Source organism: Butyricimonas hominis (genome assembly GCF_014287455.1).
GTDB classification, from domain to species: Bacteria; Bacteroidota; Bacteroidia; order Bacteroidales; family Marinifilaceae; genus Butyricimonas; species Butyricimonas muris.
In genome coordinates this window covers 230,900-249,980 of record NZ_JACOOH010000006.1, presented here as the reverse complement: position 1 = coordinate 249,980, position 19,081 = coordinate 230,900, and the positions used below count along the sequence as shown (strand labels likewise).

Here is a 19,081-nt window from a genome sequence, read left to right as displayed (position 1 = left end):
TTGGGAATTGATGGATTCCCAATTTTTTATTTTTTCTTTATCGTTACACTCCTTTCTTTAATAATGAATTTAATTTCGTTGGTTTGTTCAAATTTTTTCAAGAGGTTTTCTACATTCTCGTATCTTTTCAGTCGACCGGTGAAGAGAATGTCTTTTGTTTCCGGGTTTTGGTAGAATATATTCAAATCATACCATAATGCCAGCGTGGACATGATCTCTTGTAAAGACATTTGTTCGAATTTGTAGTACCCTGATTTCCATGACGTGTAGAGTTCCGTGTCTACTTCTTTTATTTCGGTTTTCCGGTTTGTCGTGTTGTAGGTGATTTGATTGCCGGGGGTGATGTCATAGCTTTTACCCCGGCAGGTGACTTGTATTTTCCCTTCTTCTAGTGTTGCTGCCGTTTGTTCCTGTGTCGGGTAGGCTTTCACGTTGAATGAGGTTCCCAGTACGCGGATGGACATCTGTCCCGTTTTCACGATGAAGGGGTGAAGGGTGTCTTTGGCAACTTCGAAATAGGCTTCCCCGATAAGGCATACTTCTCTGTTTTTTCCCGTGAATCCGGTGGGATAATGGAGTCCCGAACCGGAGTTCAAATATACTTTTGTTCCGTCGGATAGTATCACTTTGTATTCGGCTCCCATGGGTACGGAGAGGGTGTTGTATGTGATATTCTTGGTCGTGGAGTCCTTTGTGTCGTAAATTAGGGTATGGGCTTGGTTTTTGATCTCAAAAGTGCTGTCAACCACGATGTATTCCTGTTGCCGGGCGTCTAGTGGTATAATTTCTCCCGTAGCTAGTTGTAACAGGGCTTTGGATTCTCCCGGTTTTATTTGTTGGGCTGCGGGTGTGGGTGTTTTTATTTCGGGGTGATGATTACTACTGAAATAGTAGAACATTCCCAATGTGATGAGGATACTTGCTGCCGCGGATAACCAGGCAAGATGTTTTTGTTTCTGTCGTTTTGCTTCTTGTGTCTTGATTCTTTGTTGTATTTGTTCAAAAAGGATTTTTCTGTCGTTACCCCGCAGTATGCCTGAATTTCTTTCCATGAGTGAACGAAATTGTTCGTATATGGCTTGATTTGCCGGATGGGTTTGTTTCCATGTTTCGAGTAATCGGTTTTCTTCGGCGGACAATGGTTCTCCGGATAGGTTGCCCGCTAATATTTCATAGATGGTTTCCGGTATATCCAAATAATCCGTGTGTTCGTTATTTTGATTCTCCATATTTGATGCTTTTTATGGAGATAGCACCGGAACTTTGGTTTTGTGTGACAGGGAAAATTATTTTTTTACATTTTTTTTCTACACTTTGTCCAAAGAAGGAATAGTGTGATAAAGATATTCTTTTGTAATTTTTCCCGCAGGAATTTGAAAGAACGTCCCATTTGTTTTTTGACGGTATTGATGCTTATTTGTAGTTTTTCTGCAACTTCTTGATATTTCATGCCTTCCAGACAGATCATGAGGAATATTTTTCTCCGTTCTTCCGGTAGTTCGTTTAATGCTTTATATAGCGCTTCGTCGTTCCACTCTGTTTCGTCGGCGTTTAAGTTTTCTTGCTCATCTTCTTTTGCGGCAATATAATATTTCTTTCTCCTTTTTTCTCCACGAAGATGATTGAGGGCGGCATGTTTGACGGATTGAAAAATGTATTGTTCCAGTCCGTTGGGAAGATTGGCGAAACGGCGGTGTACCCAAAAATCGACAAAACAATTCTGAACGACATCTTTTGCTGCTTCCGGGTCATCGAGCATTTGATTGGCGAACAGCAGCAATGTGTCATGATAGGTTTCAAAAAGCAGCTTGAAGGCTCTTTCTTCATTTTGTTTAAATAGAGATAATATGGTTTCCGCCTGTCCCATAGTACGTGTTTAGATTCTACAAATATAAAGAATAAAATTATCTTACAAACTTTTGACTTTTAAATTTAACGTGATGGTGTTTTTATATCGTGCAGAAGAAAGTGACGAGAAAAGGTACACTCAGGTCGACGGTTATCCCGTGGACGATGGAGATGATCACGAACTCTTTGCCGCAGAACTTGGTGATAATAGGTAGTGTGGTGTCGGCAGTGGTGGCGCCTCCCACGGAGATGGGGGCTAGTTTTCCGAAATAGCGGATTAGGAGAGGGGCTGCCAATAGAGCAAGCAGTTCACGCATGATGTTTGAGACAAGGGCGATGGTGCCTAGTTCGGCTCCTTTGTATTGGGTGATGAATATGGAGGAGAGGGAGTAATAACCGAAGCCCGATCCCACGGCAAGGCAATCCGTGATGCTTCTGTCGCTTAGGGCAAAGCTGATGAGGGCGGACCCGATGAGGGTGCCGATGATGGTTGCCAAGGGGACAAGTATGATTTTTAAGTTTTGTTGTTTTAAGGCTTGCAGGGCTTTTTTGTCACTCCCGATGCTGATGCCGACAAGGAACATCAAAGCGTACAAGGCGTATAGGGTAGGGGCTTCTGCGGTTAATATGGCGGGAATATCAATGAAGCGTCCTAGCAATACTCCGGCGATGAAGAATGAAACAATCGTGATGCTGCCTTTCATGAGTTGGTTTTATTTAGACGGAACAAAGAAAAAACGATAGATGCCCCACGCACAAAGGACACTTCCCGCCACGGCGGCGAGGGTGATTAACAGGGCGTCGTAACCGATAGTAGCCAAGTTGTTCATGATGTCCCCGTTGGCGCCGACCGTTATTCCCAGTAGAAAAAGTAATAAAAAAATAGCGTAGTTGATCAATTTATACACGATCTTCAAATTCCTCTCCCGGAAGAGGTATCCCAGAATGATCCCCGTGACCATTAATCCGATAACAATACCCATAGTTTGACAATTATTTTATCGCGAAGCTACGATTTATTTTTAAAAACACTATCTTTACAAGAGACGTGTACAAATTGAAACATTCATGAAAGAATGTTCGTTACTAATACAGTTTTAATTTTTAAAAATGTTGTTATGAAAAAAGTGATTTCGTCGGTTATATCACCTAGCCAGAAGTTCCTGAACTTGGGATTGCTTATATTGCGTGTGCTTGTGGGAATAACCATGTTGACTCATGGACTTGCTAAATTGACTTCGTTCTCGGAATTGTCCTCGACGTTTTTCGATCCGATCGGGTTGGGAAGTACGCTTTCACTGATCTTGATTATCTGCGCCGAAGTGGGGTGTTCCATATTTCTTATCGTGGGGGCATTCACTCGTCTGGCGACGATCCCGTTAATTTTTTCCATGTTGGTGGTAATCCTTATCGTGCATGGTAATGATCCTTTTCAAGTGAAAGAGTTGCCTTTGATATACTTGGGAATTTACATTTTCCTGTTCTTCGCCGGACCGGGAAAGATCTCTTTGGATTCGATTCTTTTGAAAAAGATAGACACGAGTATACCTAAATAAAGAAAAAATTGAGGCAGGTGGTTCCTAGGGAATCACCTGTTCTGTTCCGTTCAGTATCGGGACTACGTTTTCATCTTCTTCCAATACGGTAGCTGCCAATAGCCAATAGATTAGCAACACGATGGCAATGATGATTCCTACGATTGTCCACACGTTGTTTTTTCTTCTTTTCATGATTCTTTTTGTTAGATTGTTTGTATGAACATAAACGGGAAATGGCAGGGGGAGGTTCTGTTTTTGTGAAAAATTCAAGATAAGTACGTAAGTTTTTTATTTGCTCCTTGATTAATTCTTTTGATTGGTGCTAAATATAAATGTTAATTATTCATTTTGTTTTGTTATATTTGTATCGATTGCGGCGCTTGGAGCTTTGATGTTTGTCAAATAATTTAACAAAGAAACTAACTTTATGGCTATACGGGTTACAGATTTTTCTGATGGCAGTTACTTGGAGTACGCTCGGGGAAGCTTTGATGAATGGTGTGTTTATTTATCTCGTCCGAATACCACGAGATATGCACCGCGAGATTATCAATATTTTCAGCGTCTTGTTAATTACGCTTCTAAATATGGTAAAGATGCAATTTATCAAGATTTTGTGTCTATTTATAATAAGACGACCAAAGACTTGGATAACTCTACCATTCAATACATAAAGGATATGACTTCTAAATATGGTGCGGATGCCCTTAATATAGCCATTGATTTCACCATTATCTATATGGGGATGATTGCCGAAGAAAACAAAGAGAACGCAATATTAGGCAAAAGAGTTAAAAGGCTTGGAGTATATCAGACCATCTATGATGAGTTGTCACCGGATGAAGCTGCAAATTTTAGCCGCGGGAAGAAATGGAGAGAGTTAGATGCTATTTGTCGTGGCAGAGGATTTTAAATAGTTTGTTATAAGAAGTTCTTTAATAGTTCCCCTTTTATCTGATTTAGAATTTATATTTCTTTTGGCGTCTACGCGCATAATGTTGTATTCCTGATATAATTTATCAAAGAAATTATTGTCAGGATTGATGCTACGCGGATCGGAGTTGCTTAGCATGAATTTGGCTCCCGTTGCTGATATTTCGTCACAAAACTGTTTCAGTCGGTTTTGTTCGTTGTCGTCAAAATCAAATTTAGTATATGAGTTAAAATTTGAAGTTTCACTGATTGGCTTATATGGCGGGTCAAAGTAGAAGAAAGTTTTTTCGCTTACGTACTCTTTGGTGGCGGTGTAATCGCCACAGAGAATTTCAACTTTTTGTAATAATTCGCTATCCCGTAATATCGTTTCCCTGTCACAAATTTTAGGGTTTTTGTATTTGCCAAATGGCACATTGAATTTGTTTTTAGAGTTGACACGATATAAGCCATTGAAGCATGTACGATTTAGAAAGATGAATAGTGCTGCATTTCTTACAGACCGCGATGACGAATTTCGCTCGTTATACTCTTCCCTAAGGGCTAAATAAAGTTCTTTCTGGTTATCGTATGAAGTTAGATTTTTGTAGATTGTATCTATGCGTTCTAATTCTGAAATTAAATCTAAAGGTTCTTTTTTGATAACTCTATAAATATTTATCAGATCAGAATTAATATCATTTATAACGACATGTTTTATATTGTCGTATGCTGACAGCAGCCAAAACATGATAGCACCACTACCTATAAAGGGTTCTATATAGGTGTCAATAGTTGAAATATTATCCGGGAGATAGTTGTTAATCTGCTGGATAAGTTGTCCTTTACCTCCAGCCCATTTTAAGAACGGGTGCCCTGTAATTTGCTTTTTTATTGATTGATTCATATCGCAAAAATAGTGTTTTTTATCTCCTGGCTTCTTTTAAATGTAAGATATGTTAGTGCCTCCGGGATACAGAGATTAATCTAATTTCGAGTACAAAGATAGAGAAAAAGTATTTATCTGCTGTTTTCTGGTTTAAAAGATTAGGTCACGTAATAAATACGTGACCTAAGGGGGTGGTTCGCTCTCCTGTCATTGATGACGAGCGCCACGGCGAAAAGTAGTTGCAAGACTTAAACATGCGGGTGCACTTTGCAGAACGAACGTGAAAGGGAAAAGGGTGTATGAGGTTTTCTTTTTTTTGATAACGAATCCCTAAAATTAATCAAATTGTTGTTCTTTTATAGCCTATAATCCAACTAAAAATAGTAATTTTGAAATGCCGTATGGTGAATTTGTAGAAAATGGTTTTTGAGAAAAGACGACTTATTCCAGAGATTAAAAAATAGGCAAGTAAATGAGTTCCTAATTAATAACAATGAGTAAATCTAAAAATGATATAGCGTGGGAAAATTTTTTTGAGAAGTATTCTATTTTAGACAAACTTGCAAATAACGAGCGAGTATCAATATCTTCAGTGGAGATTAATCAGTTTCGGGAAGCTCGTTTAATGACAAAGTTTGATCACCGTTCCCAGCTTCCTAAATTATTTGTTGAGCATAATCTCTCAATTTTGCCGACTTCCAGAGGTACATATGAGATTGGTACGTTTGAGACTTTTTGTGATTTTAATAAAGAGGATGTAGAGATAACCTCTATTGGTTTCCCAACTTTTTTGGAAAGCTTGGACTACAAAGATATTACAAGTGAATCAATTGCGATAAACTGTGCTTTTGTATCTAGGATGTTACATGACTTTACGGGCGAAGAAAATTTACTACCTACGGTTTGTGGACGGATGAGTTCTTCTTTGTTTGATTTTATAATTAGTTCAGGGCAAAACAGTTTTAAAATAAATGTAGAAAACTCACAAATAGAAATAGATGGAGGGTACGAAGGTGATAATTCTCTAAATTTGATTGAAGCAAAAAATATATTTCTGATGATTTTTTGATCAGGCAATTATATTACCCGTATAGGCTATGGAGTAATAAAATTACAAAACGTGTTCGTCCGATATTTCTTACATATTCAAATGGAATTTTTCATTTGAGGGAATATGAATTTACTACACTTGAATTATATAATTCCATTCGCTTATTACAGTATAAAAAATATGCCCTTCAAGAAGGTGCAATTAATATAGAGAACATACAAAACATTCTGGATAATATTCAAGTTGTTAAAGAACCTGAATTGCCATTCCCACAAGCGGATAGTTTTGAACGTGTGATTAATCTTTGTGAATTATTGAAGCAAAGAGGGTTTATCAGTAAAGATGATATTACTCAAAATTATGACTTTGATTATAGGCAGACGGACTACTATTCAAATGCGGCAAGGTATTTAGGACTAATAGATATTGTTCATATAAACCGGCAGGTTGGGTGTACCTTAACTCAAGATGGCTTTCGCGTATTTAACTTGCCTATTGTGGAACGGCAACTGGAGTTTGTTAAGTTTATATTGGCACATGTTGTATTTCAAAACACTTTGAAGCTATATTTTGATAAAGGAAATGTTCCAACAAAAGATGAAGTGGTTGAAATAATGAGAAATGCTAAACTATATAATATTACTTCTGGGCAAACATATAAACGAAGAGCATCAACTGTGATTTCTTGGATAAATTGGATTTTAGGATTAATAGAACAATAATTAAATGTAAAAATGTCGTTATGCTTCACGGTACAATGATTTACCTGTAGAATGAGATGGGGTTAATTGCAATTGGATTCAAGGGTACTATTTATATTGGAAAGGGGGGAGCAAATTAGCTCGGATTTTCCAGAGAAGTCTGCATATGAAAAATGCGAAAGGAAAGAAAACAGGAGCATCAGCATTTACGGCTATTTGTAAAGCTAAGAAAGAAATTAGTACAATCGTAGACCGATACCGAGAACCGAAATCATATCATGCGTCAAAATTTCGAGTTGATATATACAAAACCCTGAAAAGATTATATGGAGATATTCCTCAAATTTCGATGAAGGAATTAATTTTAGGTTTATGGGGTATCAAGGGAAACGTCAAAAATTAAAAATTGCCCCTATCGAATTAGGTAATCAAATTAAAATGCAAAGTGGCTTTTGGGCTGAAAAATGACATATATAGTATGAAAGTACGAGTATTTGTCTGTGTTTTGGTCAGTACTGTAATTATTAAAGGCTTTCTATCCTAAAAAGGTAGGGTGTATCCCCCCATGAGTGTTTTTTGTTTTCACGGTTCGATAGTGATCGAGAATATCAAAAATAATTCTTTTATATAGAAAGTCGTATTGTTGTCTCGTGCAAATTAAAACGCAAAGGGAAAATCTTACTATTCCCAGTACTATGGTGGTGGCTATTATGTTTCTTTTGTAAACGGCATAAAATGCTGCCTAATCGCTATCAGGTATAGGGAAGTGCAAACGTAATATTTCGTTATTGTATTTAAAGCGTAAAAGTGATTGTATGATATGTCTATCTTCTCTGGTAAAGTTAGAGAAGATATTATAAACGGAGCAGATTTTTTTGGACTTGGAGGCTTGGCGTTTTTTAGCAGCAAAGAGGTAAATAATTATAAAGTAGTAATTAAGTTCTCAATTTCTGAAATTCCTTTAGGAGATATTGTTATATTTGAATCTGAACTATTATACTCTAGAAGTTTTTCTTTATGCAAAGGAATAATGATCCGTGATTTAAACAATGAGATATTACTATATTCAGTCCATTCATATAAGTCATTTATAGATGCTTTGTTAGCTATCTCATTGTAAAGTAACAATAGAACTTTTTGTTTATGAGTTAATCCATCTTTGATAATTCTGCGATGACCGTCTATATGCCAGATATCTGGCATGATTTTGATATTCAATGAATCTATGATTTGTTGAGCTTCAATCATTGGCAGATTATGATATAATCTGATCAGTTCACAAATTATCCAGTCTGTATTTTTTACAATAGTGCTTATATCAATAGCATTTGCATTAATATCTCCGCCTGTATGACCAATTCCTCTTTTGTTTCTTAGAGTATATACAAAATTCAATGCTCTTGGAATAGTAACTCTGAGAGATTCGTTTCCACTTGCTATGGGGAGCTGAGTTAATTTATCAACCTTTACGGGAAAATTTGATATATGAGCGTTAAAAGGAGTGTATTTACCAGTTAACTCGTGCTCTAGAAATCTAAAAATAGTTTCGCATAATTTGCCTGAAGATATTCCTACGGCATCAAACTCATTGCTATAAAATGACTTAAGATGACGTTTTTTTAATTCTATGTATATATCAATAATAGCTTCCCTGAAATCATCTTGTATGTTTGCTAAAGCTAATATTAACTTAGTTTTATCTAGTGAAATATTCATATTGTCCAGAATTTCCTTTCTCCCTTTCCAATTCGTTGGGAGCCAATAATTTTACGATAGGTACTCCTATTTCCGCCGTTGTAAAGGAGACAGCCTTTTTCTCTTTTAAATACTGGGTAATATCCCCTAGTGTTCTACGCTCTTTAAAATATCCTTCATGTATTAATGTTTTAATATATGAAGTGGCACCTGTAGTGGATTTTTTTGTTGAATCTGTATTCCCATTTGAAGATTTTTTACGAGATATTCCTGTCGTTTTGCTGAATGATATGTTGCCTTTAGTTATATTTTTATCTATTACTTCGTTTAATACCTCAATAGCCCTATCTTTACCATCAGGAGTTAAAAATATAATCCCTTTGCCTTTTCTTCCGATCTCATCTGATTTAACAATCCAATTTCTAAATCCACCCGAATTTAGTTGACGATGTTTAAGAGTGTCTGTTAATATTTGACGTTTTAAATCATCTGTATTGAGTAGATATTTATATCCAAGCAATACTAATAAAGAGATACGAATTTCTTTGTCTAATTTGCTCTGCTCTTTAAATGAATTTTTTTGAAAGATAAGTTTATCACCATCTAAAGTGAATATTAGATTTAATGCTTGGGTTAGTTCAGAATCATCAATTGGAAGCACTTCTGCATCTACATATGATGATTCTGCATCCTGTGCGATATTTTGTTGGTTCTTAGCTAAAATAGTATTAGGTGAGAATGTCCTTTTAGCAAATTGATTAACTCCAGCAATAGAGCCAAAAGTAGAAACCAATTCTTTCCCTACATTATCAGTGAATTTTGTTTTAAATTTAATAGAGTCTCCTTTTCTTTCAAATTCAATTTCATTAATTTGATTTGAATCTGAAACTTTGGAAATTATAGGTGTGCCGCAAGCTATGCAACCAATAGCTCCTTTGGGAAGGGGTTCTTTGCATTGCTTGCAAATAATTTGAGTTAGGCAATAAGGGCAAAATATCAGTTTGTCATTATCATCAATTTGCTGAGAACAATTTGGACATTGTGGCATAGTTGTAAATTTTATATGCAAATGTATAATATATTAATTATATTTCCAATATTTTGTAACATTCAAATCCTTGCAATGAAAAAAATTCGATGATTGCGATTATTTGGATGATTGATTTTGTTTTAAAAGTAGAATTATCTATACAAAATTTCATACTCATTTTATTGATGATAGGCTTCAATAGCTTTTTGACTGTAAGTGACGTTTTTCTCCACTTATTTGAGGAGAGTATTTGTGGTTTAACTTTACCGCTTTCATGACACTCTTTGGATGGAGATTATAATTTGTGGAATGCACCCCTCTTGAAAATCAAAAGCTCCGAAACCTTTTATTTGTTGGGGTTTCAGAGCTTTACTGAGGTCGGTAGCAGATTTGAACTGCTGTACGCGGTTTTGCAGACCGCTGCCTAACCGCTCGGCCAACCGACCCTGTTGCGATTTTGCAGTGCAAAGATAAGGTGAAATTTTGGATTCTGCAATACCTTACTGCAATTTATTTCGATAAAGTAACACTTGTTGCCGCGATTTTACCACCCAAGGGGGGATTGAGCTTTGATACTTTAATAGTTACGTGCGTGATTTGAGGGAATGTCCGGTAGAGGGCATCGATCATTCTTTGTGCCACGTGCTCCAGCAGGTGGGATTTGATCATCATTTCACGGGCAATAATTTCATAGGCGGTCAGGTAACTGAGGGCGTCGTTGATGTCATCGCTTTGGGCGGCTTTGCTGCAATCGGTTTGGATGCGGGCGTATACCATGAATTTGTTTCCCACGATTCGTTCTGTTTCGTAGCACCCGTGGTAGGCGAAAAATTCCATTCCTTCGATTTCTATGATTCCTTCCATGATTGTTAATTTTTGTGTTTCATGTTTTATTCTTATCTTGCGGCTTTAAATACAAAAGAGCCGACAGGGGATGTCGACTCTTAAGATTACATTACTAACTACTAACCTAAACCATACAAACTTATGAAAAATCTTCAATCTCTTAAAGACGGTGCAAAGATAGGGGTAGTTTGTGAATCCAACTAATGTTTGATGTTAATAAAAGTTGTTGTTGAGGTTAATGTAGGTTAATGAAACGGGCTTGGATGGCTTGGTAATGGTGTGTCGTGAAAATGTTGTATGGTTAATGTATTGGTTTGTAGAATGATGTGATATATTCTCGTGTAAATACTCTTTGTTAATTATTAATAAGTCTTTATCAGATGGTGTGAAAATCGAATATTATTTGTATGTTTATCAGATAGATTTTTTTAGGAAAAGTAGTATGTTAGATTGGATTAAAGTGTCAGATATACAAGACATTATTTGTGAAGCGGGATGTCTGGTGTCGGATATATACGAGAAAAGAAATTTTCATGTAGAAACAAAAGGTGACATGACTCCGGTCACGGAGGCGGATAAGGCGTCGAGTGAGTTTATCGTGCAGGCGCTAAAAAAGCTCTATCCGGATATTCCCGTGATTAGTGAGGAGGCGTCGTTGCCTTCTTATGATGAACGGAAAAAGTGGAAGTACGTGTGGGTGGTTGACCCGCTGGACGGCACGAAGGAGTTTATTTTTCGGAACGGACGTTTTTGTATCAATATCGCTCTGGTGGAAGACGGGCATCCGGTGTTCGGGATGATTAATAATATTTGCGATAAGGAAATATTGTGGGCTTTCGCGGATGGTGAGCGTGGGATAACACGAGAAGGGGAGGAAAGCGTGTTGGAGGCTTCCATGGAAGTTCCGTCCCGTTTGAGAGTGGCGGTGAGTCGTTTCCATTTGACGGAGAGTGAGATGCAGTATATCGATGGGTTGAAGGCGGCGGGGTATGACGTGGAATTAATGCCCTTGGGGGCTTCTTCCAAACAGTGTATGGTGGCAGAGGGGAAAGTGGATATATGTCCGAAATTCGGGAAATGCTCGGAATGGGATGTCGCGGCGGGACAGGTGTTGGTGGAGGCTACCGGGGGGCTTGTCGTGAACGCGGAGACGGGGGGAGAGGTGTTGTATAATAAAGAAAATATTCTGAGTTCGCCTTTTATCATGTGCAGTAAGCGGATACATGAAGAAATTAAACGGGGTAATCGTATTTTTTTGACTCCTGACGCGGAGGTTGAGGTAAAAAATGATTATCTTGGGGCACAAAGAAATGAAATAATAAATCAAGATATAATGGAGAAACAATTAGCAAAAGAACTGATTGAGTTTATACATGAAAGTCCGACAAATTTTCATGCAGTGGCGAATGCCAAAAAAGAGTTGCTGGATCATGGTTTCAAACAACTGTTTTCCGGGGAAGCGTGGCAAATAGAAAAAGGGGGTAAGTATTTCGTGACGAAGAATCACTCGTCCCTTTTCGCTTTCGAGATCGGAAGCGGCGAGATTGCCAGTGACGGGTTCAAGATTATTTGTGCCCACAGTGATTCTCCCACTTTCCGGATCAAGCCGAATGCGGAGATGCCTGTTGCCGGACAATACTTGAAGTTGAATACCGAGGTTTACGGGGGACCTATCATGTACACGTGGTTTGACCGTCCGTTGTCTATGGCGGGGCGCGTGATGCTAAAGAGCCTGAACCCGTTGAAGCCCGCGACGCAATTCGTGAATTTCAACCGTCCGTTGATGGTGATTCCGCATATTGCTATCCATTTCAATCGTGCCGTGAATGATCAGGGTAACCCGTTAAGCAAGCAAAAAGATATGTTGCCGGTGATTGCCATGATTAATGAAACGTTCGAGAAGGATAATTATCTGGTAAAGTTGATTGCTGAGGAGATGGGGGTGAACAAGGAGGATATTCTTGATTTTGATCTGACGTTGTATGAATTCGAGAAAGGATGTCTGTTCGGTGTGAACGAAGAGTTTATTTCTACCGGGAAGTTGGATGATCTGGCGATGGCATTTGCGGGATTGAAGGCATTCGTAAATTCGGAGAAATGCCGGAAGACGAAAGTACTCGCTATTTTCGATAACGAAGAGGTGGGAAGCGGGACGAAACAGGGAGCCGGTTCCCCGATTCTGCGTACTATCGTGGAGCGTATCGTGTTCGGGTTGGGTGGTAAGCCGGAAGATTTGTACCGGGCTATTCATAATTCCTTCATGATTTCTGCCGATATGGCTCACGCTCTTCACCCGAATTATGTGGAGAAACATGACCCGACGAATCATCCGGTGTTGAATGGCGGTCCGGTGATAAAGATTAACGCTAACCAGAAGTATATTACCGATGGTGATTCCGCTGCCGTGTTCAAGACGATTTGTAAAATGGCCGGAGTGCCGTGTCAAGAGTTTGTCAATCACTCGGATATGGCAGGAGGTTCCACGTTGGGAAATATTTTGCTTTCCCAAATGGAAATGCGCGGTGTGGATATTGGTAATCCGATGTGGGCGATGCACTCCGTTCGCGAGACGGGTGGCGTGAAGGATAATGCTTACGTGATAAAAGCTTTCACTACGTTTTATAATATTTAAGATTGTTGTTATTAATTGGGAAGGGTTGTCTGTAATCGGCAGCCCTTTCTTCTTTATATCCGGATGCAATGAATATTGAGGAATTTAGAGAATATTGCCTGTCATTTAAGGGCGTTCATGAAAAAATGCCGTTTCCTAATGTAGCTGATCTGTATAGTCGTGATGTTTTATGCTTCTACGTGCTGGATAAATGGTTCTGTTTCGTGAATATTGAGGTGTTTGATTTTTGTTGTATTAAATGTGATCCCGGGGAGGCGGGTGAGTTGAGGGCTCAATATATGGGGATAAAGCCGGGATGGCACATGAATAAGAAGTATTGGAACAGTGTTTATTTTAATCAGGATGTACCGGATGACAAGATAAGGGAATTGGTCGCTGAATCTTATCGTATTGTTGTTCAAAGTTTGACAAAAAAGGAGCGGGAGATGCTGTTACTTCTTGCCAAGTAAAACTATTTTCTTTATTTTTGTTTCTTCGGTGGTTGTTTAGAACGTATTTATATATGGTGATGCCGGATGAGAAGGAAATATTAATAAAGCTCAATCAAGGTGATGAAGCCGGATTGGAAGGTTTGTTTTCTCTGTATTATAAGCCCTTGTGCGTTTTTGCTTTGAATTTTATTGATTCTTACGAGGAGGCAGAGGATTTGATTCAGGAGCTTTTCGTGAAGTTTTGGGAGCGGCGGGGAAAGATGGAGTTCCAAGGGTCTTTGCGGGCGTATTTGTTTTCTTCCGTGCAGCATAATTGTATTAAATTAATAAAAAGTAGAAGAAGGTATCATTTTGACGGTATCGAGAATTACGAGGATTTGCTTGAAGATAGGTGTACTCCCGGTGAGATGGAAGAGGAGAAGGAGAGGTTGTACGCGGAGATTGAAAAATTACCGGAGCAATGCCGGAAGGTGTTTGAAGCGATTGTTCTGAAAGATATGAAGTATAAAGAAGCCGCCGAACAGTTGAATCTATCCGTGAATACGATAAAAACACATCTTGCAAGGGCGATAAAACAATTGCGTACTTCATTGAGTATCATTGTTCTGATGATGATTCGGTAAAATATTTCTTTTTTTTTGCTTTTTCGTTCACCCATTTTTGCCTTTTTAGGCTTTAGGTAGTAAAAAGTACTGCTAATGGATGATAAGAGAATTATTGAGTTGGTTATTCTATATTGTAAGGATGAATTGACGGCTTCGGATTGTTCTGAATTAGAGATCTGGTTAGATGAAGACCAAAGGCATCGGGAGATTTTTCGGGATTATCTGGGAAAGTACCGGAAGGTGAGGCAAACTGTGTTTTATGATACTCTGGACGAGCGAGAGGCTTGGCATCGATTGACACGAAGAATAACGGGTACGGGAAGGAAAAAGCGTATTATGCGTTATTACCCGTATGTGGCCTCGCTGGTGTTATTCATGGTCGTGAGCGTATTTTTATACATGAGGGGTGGGATGTTTTCAGGTAGAGATGTAATTACGGTGGAGCCCGGCTCAACCAAGGCCGTGTTGCAGTTGTCGGATGGAAGGTGTGTGCGGTTATCGGCAGATTCGATGATGTCCTTGCAGGAGGTAAACGGGGTGGTTATAAGGAAAGGAGAGGAAGGGGGTATTCATTATTTAGAGAGTGAAACGGCGGGAGAGAGCGTGTTGAACACGATACGTGTACCCCGGGGGGGAGAGTATTACCTGTGTTTGGCTGACGGGACGAAGGTATGGCTTAATTCGGAGTCCGAGTTGACTTATCCTGTTTCTATGGGAGGGATTTTTAGGGATGTACGATTGAAGGGGGAGGCTTATTTTGAAGTCACTGGAAATGAAAGCCAACCTTTCCGGGTAACATGTGGAGATTCCCGGATCTCGGTATTGGGAACGAAGTTTAATATCATGGCATATGACGGGCAGAAAGATGTTGTCACGACACTGGTCAACGGACGGGTGCAAGTGTTCGCGAGCGGTGATTCCTTGATATTAAATCCGGGGGAACAATCGTTGTCCGGGGCGAACGGTATTGACGTAAGGAAGGTGGATGCAGGTATTTTTATAGCGTGGATCTCGGGAATATTTGAGTTTGAAGAGATGAGTCTTGGAGAGATCACGGGACAATTGGAACGCTGGTATGATGTGTCATTTGTTTATACCGATTCGTCACTGCGGGAGATTACGTTCACGGGAGCTGCCGATCGTCATCGTCCGTTGAATGTCGTCTTGGAGATGATAGAGAAACTTTCGGGGGTGCGTTTCGAGCTCGGGAAGGAGGTGATTACGATTTATAAAGAATGAAAGGAGTGCGGCTAACACTCCTTAAATATCCTGTCGGCTAAACAGGAATAGATTTAAATGTAAAAAACAAAGTTATGAAAAAAAGAAGTAAGTGGTATGAATTTGCACGAGGGAAATGTGCAAATAAAATCATGAGGATTATGAAATTAACGAGTTTACTAATGCTTGTTTTTGCTTTGCATCTTTCTGCCGGAAGTGTGGCACAGCAGGTTGTAAGTGCCAAGTTTTCGGATCAGACGTTGAAAGAGGTGTTTCGTGAAATCAAAGCGCAGACCGGTTTTTATTTCATGTATAATAGCCGGGAAGTGGATGTTCGGCAGAGGGTTAGTGTCGAACTGAATCAAGTGTCGCTGGAAACAGCGTTGGAAAAAATATTTGAACATTTGCCTTACGGGTACGAGGTGACACAAGGGTACGTGTTGGTCATTACCCGCCCGAAAGCGGTAATGGAGTCTAAAGCGAAGAAAAAAGAGGTGCGGGGTATGGTGGTTGATGAGAAGGGGATTAGATTACCCGGAGTAAGTATCGTGATCAAGGGAACGGGAATGGGTACGGTGACCGATGTCGAGGGTGCTTTTAAGCTGGATGTGCCTGCCGGGGAAGATATCTTTCTGGTATTTTCTTTTGTCGGGATGGAGAGCAAGGAGGTAAAAGCGGATACAACGTTCATGAAGGTTGTGTTGAAGGAGTCGGTGGAACAGATGGATGAAGTGGTGGTGACGGGGTATCAAGAGATCGACAAACGGAAATTATCCAGTTCTATTGCCTCGATCAAGGGGGAGGATTTGATAGGGGGAAATGCTATTTCCATTGATCAGATGTTACAAGGGCGTCTGGCAGGAGTCGCCGTTTTGAATCAAACATCGACACCGGGAGCCGCCCCGAAAATTCGGATTAGGGGATCTTCTTCTATCACGGGAAACCGGGAACCCGTGTGGGTAGTGGATGGTATTATTCTGGATGAACCGGTACAACTTTCTACGGAGGAATTGAATAGTATGGATCGGGTGAATCTGATAGGGAACGCTATTTCCAGTCTGAACCCGAATGATATTGAACGGGTTGATATTTTGAAAGACGCGAGTGCTACGGCTATTTATGGCGTGAAGGCAGCAAACGGCGTGATAGTGGTTACCACGAAAAAAGGAAAAAGGGGAAAACCCAGAATTAATTATGCCGGGGGAATTTCGGTTATGACGCCGCCTTCTTATAAAGTGATGCGTTTGATGGATTCGGAAGAACGGGTGGAGTTGTCGGAGGAGATGCATCGGAAAGGATTACAGTTTTACACGTTCCAGCCAACAAGCATGGGGTATGAAGGTGCATTGATGGATTTGTGGAACGGTAAGCTGTCGTATGATGAGTTCCGTTATAAAGTGAAAGATTTGAAAGAATTAAACACGGATTGGTATGATTTGTTGTTCCGGACGTCCGTTAGTCATCAACATGCGATAGCCGTATCCGGGGCAACGGATAACACGGATTACTATTTCTCTGTCGGTTACGCGAATGACCAGAGTGTAAACAAAAAAGAGGATCTGGATCGCTTTAATGCGTTGATTAAGGTAAACACCCGGTTTACTCCTAATTTTAAAGTGGGAATGAATATGAGTGGGGCGTTGACAAACACGAAACGACCTCATAATTCCATTGATGTCTACCAGTATGCGGCACAAACATCAAGAGCGATTCCCGTGTATGACGGGGAGGGGGAATTGTTTTATTATGACAATGCTTTCGGGATTTCGGAAAATATTCCTTTTAATGTTTTAAACGAGTTGAAGGAAAGTGGTTCGACCGTGAAGAATCAAGCTTTGAGATTTGATATTTCCTTGGATTGGAATATTATGCCCAGCTTGAAATTTAGTTCTATTATCGGGTTGACGACGAACAATAATTATCAGACTTATTGGGCAAGCGAGAAGTCTTATTATGTTTCTCAGCAACGGGGTACTCCTTACGGGACACCGCTCCCCGCGGAGGTAAGCCGTGATTTTGCCGCGAAGTGTTTGATCCCGATGGGAGGAGAGCTGGTGAAGGAGGATACAAGAAACACGAGGTACACGATACGTAACAGTTTTGCTTATCATGAGTCTTGGGGAGAACATCAGTTGTCCGCTATGGTCGGGAGTGAGGTTACTTCCTCGAAGTACGATGCGCTGAAATCCACGCAATGGGGATATTTGCCGGAACGGGGAAAGAAGTTTGTGAATATAGACTTGGCTACATGGAAAGGATATGCAGAGAAGGTGGCTAAGACTCCGGATGTGATTACGGATAACCTGACGAATATCGTGTCGTGGTACGGTACGTTCACTTATTCCTATGGCGATCGTTATATCGCGAATTTTAATATTCGTACAGACGGTTCCAATAAGTTCGGACAAGATAAAAGTGTACGTTTCTTGCCGGTTTGGTCAGCTTCAGCCAAGTGGAATCTGCATAATGAGGTATTTATGACTTCTGTAGAATGGCTGGATGAACTAGCATTCCGTCTGTCTTACGGGATACAAGGAAATGTGCATCCGGATCAAACGCCGAATCTGATTGTCAAGATGGGGGCTTTGGATAATATTTCTAAAGAGTATGAATCCACGTTATATAAGTTGCCCAATGACAATTTGAAGTGGGAAAAGACAAAATCTTATAATTTAGGTGTCGATTTTTCTTTCTTCCGCTCCTTGTTGTCCGGTACGGTAGAAGTGTACAAGAAAATAGGCGAGGATCAAGTCGTGCAAAAAACGTTGGCTCCGTCTACTGGTGCTAATTACGTGGCGATCAATGATGGTGATGTGAATAACAGCGGGTGGGAGTTAAGTGTTAACGTGAATCCTGTCCGTGGAAAGGATTGGAACTGGAGTTTTTCGTTCAACACGGCAAAAAATTATAATAAGGTGAAGAATGCCGGAGAAGAGCTGTCCGTGACATGGAGTGATTACGTGAACGGGACTTTGGTTCGTAACGGGAAATCAATAAACAGTTTCTACGCTTATCGTTTCAAGGGGTTGAATGACGAGGGATTACCCACGTTCTACGGGGAGTCGGAAAAGAATGAGGACGGGGAGGTTGTTATTGTTACGCAGGAAGAGGCTTTCGATGCGGCATTCGTGTACGCGGGACGGCGTGAGCCGACTCTGTCGGGTGGTTTTTCAACGAACTTGAGATTTAAACGTTTGACGATGAATGCAAACTTTTCCTTCGCTTTGGGGAATAAAGTTCGGTTGAATAATCTTTATTACGAGTCGGGACAGGCATTGCCGTTCCCGCAGCAAAATATGTCCAGCGAGTTTGTGCATCGTTGGCGTGAACCGGGGGATAAGACGGTTATTCCGGCATTGTCGGATGATGCAATGGCATTTACTACTTACGAGAGAAAATATCCGATAGCCAATAATCGTTGGGATATGTATAATAAAAGCGATTTAAGGGTGGTTTCGGGGGATTTTCTCCGTTGTCGTTCTTTGAGTCTACGTTATGATGTTGCCCCGGAATGGTTACAAAAGTTTTATATCTCGGCTGCCAGCTTAAGTTTTGACGTGAGCAATCTTTTCGTGATTAAAAGCAAGGATTTGAAAGGACGTGATCCGGAGCAAGTAACCATGGGCTCGGGTACAGTCCCGCCACAGAGGGGATACTCGTTGAGATTAAATGTTTCATTCTAAAT

18 protein-coding genes, 1 tRNA gene and 1 pseudogene are annotated in these 19,081 nt (G+C 40.0%); 10 read left to right on the top strand and 10 right to left on the bottom strand.

Annotated elements, in window-relative coordinates; all coding sequences use genetic code 11:
- Positions 1 to 26 precede the first annotated feature (26 nt).
- The 4 genes from H8S64_RS14605 to H8S64_RS14590 form a co-directional block, all read right to left on the bottom strand.
- On the bottom strand, positions 27 to 1,229 hold the full coding sequence (locus tag H8S64_RS14605) for a FecR family protein (protein ID WP_186976969.1): 1,203 nt from the start codon (positions 1,227 to 1,229) through the stop codon (positions 27 to 29).
- Positions 1,230 to 1,294: 65 nt separating this feature from the next.
- Positions 1,295 to 1,867, bottom strand: coding sequence for an RNA polymerase sigma-70 factor (locus tag H8S64_RS14600; protein WP_099290686.1), 573 nt, complete (start codon positions 1,865 to 1,867; stop codon positions 1,295 to 1,297).
- Positions 1,868 to 1,949: 82 nt separating this feature from the next.
- Positions 1,950 to 2,552, bottom strand: coding sequence for a LysO family transporter (locus H8S64_RS14595; protein WP_186976967.1), 603 nt, complete (start codon positions 2,550 to 2,552; stop codon positions 1,950 to 1,952).
- A gap of 9 nt (positions 2,553 to 2,561) precedes the next feature.
- Positions 2,562 to 2,831, bottom strand: coding sequence for a LysO family transporter (locus H8S64_RS14590; RefSeq protein WP_099290684.1), 270 nt, complete (start codon positions 2,829 to 2,831; stop codon positions 2,562 to 2,564).
- A gap of 135 nt (positions 2,832 to 2,966) precedes the next feature.
- Between H8S64_RS14590 and H8S64_RS14585 the strand changes: the two genes are divergently transcribed.
- On the top strand, positions 2,967 to 3,404 hold the full coding sequence (locus H8S64_RS14585) for a DoxX family protein (RefSeq protein WP_186976965.1): 438 nt from the start codon (positions 2,967 to 2,969) through the stop codon (positions 3,402 to 3,404).
- 24 nt (positions 3,405 to 3,428) lie between these two features.
- Here the strand turns inward: H8S64_RS14585 and H8S64_RS14580 are convergent, their stop codons facing one another.
- Positions 3,429 to 3,578: a hypothetical protein gene (locus tag H8S64_RS14580; RefSeq protein WP_176554934.1), complete on the bottom strand. Its 150-nt coding sequence runs from the start codon at positions 3,576 to 3,578 to the stop codon at positions 3,429 to 3,431.
- Positions 3,579 to 3,813: 235 nt separating this feature from the next.
- On the opposite strand from H8S64_RS14580, the gene H8S64_RS14575 reads away from it, so the two are divergent.
- Positions 3,814 to 4,299, top strand: a complete 486-nt coding sequence (locus H8S64_RS14575; protein WP_186976963.1) for a DUF7004 family protein — start codon at positions 3,814 to 3,816, stop codon at positions 4,297 to 4,299.
- On the opposite strand, the gene H8S64_RS14570 is transcribed toward H8S64_RS14575, so the two are convergent.
- Entirely contained in the window at positions 4,267 to 5,205 is a 939-nt protein-coding gene (locus H8S64_RS14570; RefSeq protein ID WP_186976961.1) for a DNA adenine methylase, read from the bottom strand. The two genes, H8S64_RS14575 and H8S64_RS14570, sit on opposite strands and share 33 nt — an antisense overlap.
- A gap of 475 nt (positions 5,206 to 5,680) precedes the next feature.
- Here H8S64_RS14570 and H8S64_RS22610 point away from each other — a divergent pair.
- From H8S64_RS22610 to H8S64_RS14560, 3 genes and pseudogenes are all read left to right on the top strand, one after another.
- Positions 5,681 to 6,360, top strand: a pseudogene (locus H8S64_RS22610) (type II restriction enzyme); the annotation flags it as partial.
- Between the two features lie 171 nt (positions 6,361 to 6,531).
- Positions 6,532 to 6,960, top strand: coding sequence for a DUF7226 domain-containing protein (locus tag H8S64_RS22605; RefSeq protein WP_436231468.1), 429 nt, complete (start codon positions 6,532 to 6,534; stop codon positions 6,958 to 6,960).
- Between the two features lie 145 nt (positions 6,961 to 7,105).
- The gene (locus tag H8S64_RS14560) at positions 7,106 to 7,342 is read left to right on the top strand and encodes a hypothetical protein (RefSeq protein ID WP_186976959.1); all 237 of its coding nucleotides are present in this window, start codon (positions 7,106 to 7,108) and stop codon (positions 7,340 to 7,342) included.
- Between the two features lie 518 nt (positions 7,343 to 7,860).
- Here H8S64_RS14560 and H8S64_RS14555 read toward each other — a convergent pair.
- The 4 genes from H8S64_RS14555 to folB all read right to left on the bottom strand — a co-directional run bounded on the left by H8S64_RS14555 (position 7,861) and on the right by folB (position 10,528).
- The gene (locus H8S64_RS14555) at positions 7,861 to 8,655 is read right to left on the bottom strand and encodes a hypothetical protein (RefSeq protein WP_186976957.1); all 795 of its coding nucleotides are present in this window, start codon (positions 8,653 to 8,655) and stop codon (positions 7,861 to 7,863) included.
- Complete coding sequence (locus H8S64_RS14550) at positions 8,636 to 9,682, bottom strand: zinc ribbon domain-containing protein (protein ID WP_186976955.1); 1,047 nt, start codon at positions 9,680 to 9,682, stop codon at positions 8,636 to 8,638. The genes H8S64_RS14555 and H8S64_RS14550 overlap by 20 nt, the downstream gene beginning before the upstream one ends.
- A 357-nt stretch (positions 9,683 to 10,039) precedes the next feature.
- Positions 10,040 to 10,110: transfer RNA gene (locus tag H8S64_RS14545), tRNA-Cys, on the bottom strand.
- A gap of 64 nt (positions 10,111 to 10,174) precedes the next feature.
- On the bottom strand, positions 10,175 to 10,528 hold the full coding sequence (gene folB / locus H8S64_RS14540; RefSeq protein WP_186976953.1) for a dihydroneopterin aldolase: 354 nt from the start codon (positions 10,526 to 10,528) through the stop codon (positions 10,175 to 10,177).
- Positions 10,529 to 10,952: 424 nt separating this feature from the next.
- On the opposite strand from folB, the gene H8S64_RS22805 reads away from it, so the two are divergent.
- The 5 genes from H8S64_RS22805 (at position 10,953) to H8S64_RS14515 (ending at position 19,079) form a co-directional block, all read left to right on the top strand.
- Positions 10,953 to 13,142 (top strand): M18 family aminopeptidase, encoded by a 2,190-nt coding sequence (locus H8S64_RS22805; RefSeq protein WP_186976951.1) that lies wholly within the window; start codon positions 10,953 to 10,955, stop codon positions 13,140 to 13,142.
- 68 nt (positions 13,143 to 13,210) lie between these two features.
- Positions 13,211 to 13,591 (top strand): MmcQ/YjbR family DNA-binding protein, encoded by a 381-nt coding sequence (locus tag H8S64_RS14530; RefSeq protein WP_186976949.1) that lies wholly within the window; start codon positions 13,211 to 13,213, stop codon positions 13,589 to 13,591.
- Positions 13,592 to 13,644: 53 nt separating this feature from the next.
- Positions 13,645 to 14,196 carry an RNA polymerase sigma factor gene (locus H8S64_RS14525; RefSeq protein ID WP_099290814.1) on the top strand — a complete coding sequence of 184 codons (552 nt, stop codon included), beginning with the start codon at positions 13,645 to 13,647 and terminating at the stop codon, positions 14,194 to 14,196.
- Positions 14,197 to 14,271: 75 nt separating this feature from the next.
- Positions 14,272 to 15,417, top strand: coding sequence for a FecR family protein (locus H8S64_RS14520; RefSeq protein ID WP_186976947.1), 1,146 nt, complete (start codon positions 14,272 to 14,274; stop codon positions 15,415 to 15,417).
- 74 nt (positions 15,418 to 15,491) lie between these two features.
- Positions 15,492 to 19,079 (top strand): TonB-dependent receptor, encoded by a 3,588-nt coding sequence (locus H8S64_RS14515; protein WP_186976945.1) that lies wholly within the window; start codon positions 15,492 to 15,494, stop codon positions 19,077 to 19,079.
- Positions 19,080 to 19,081: the final 2 nt, after the last annotated feature.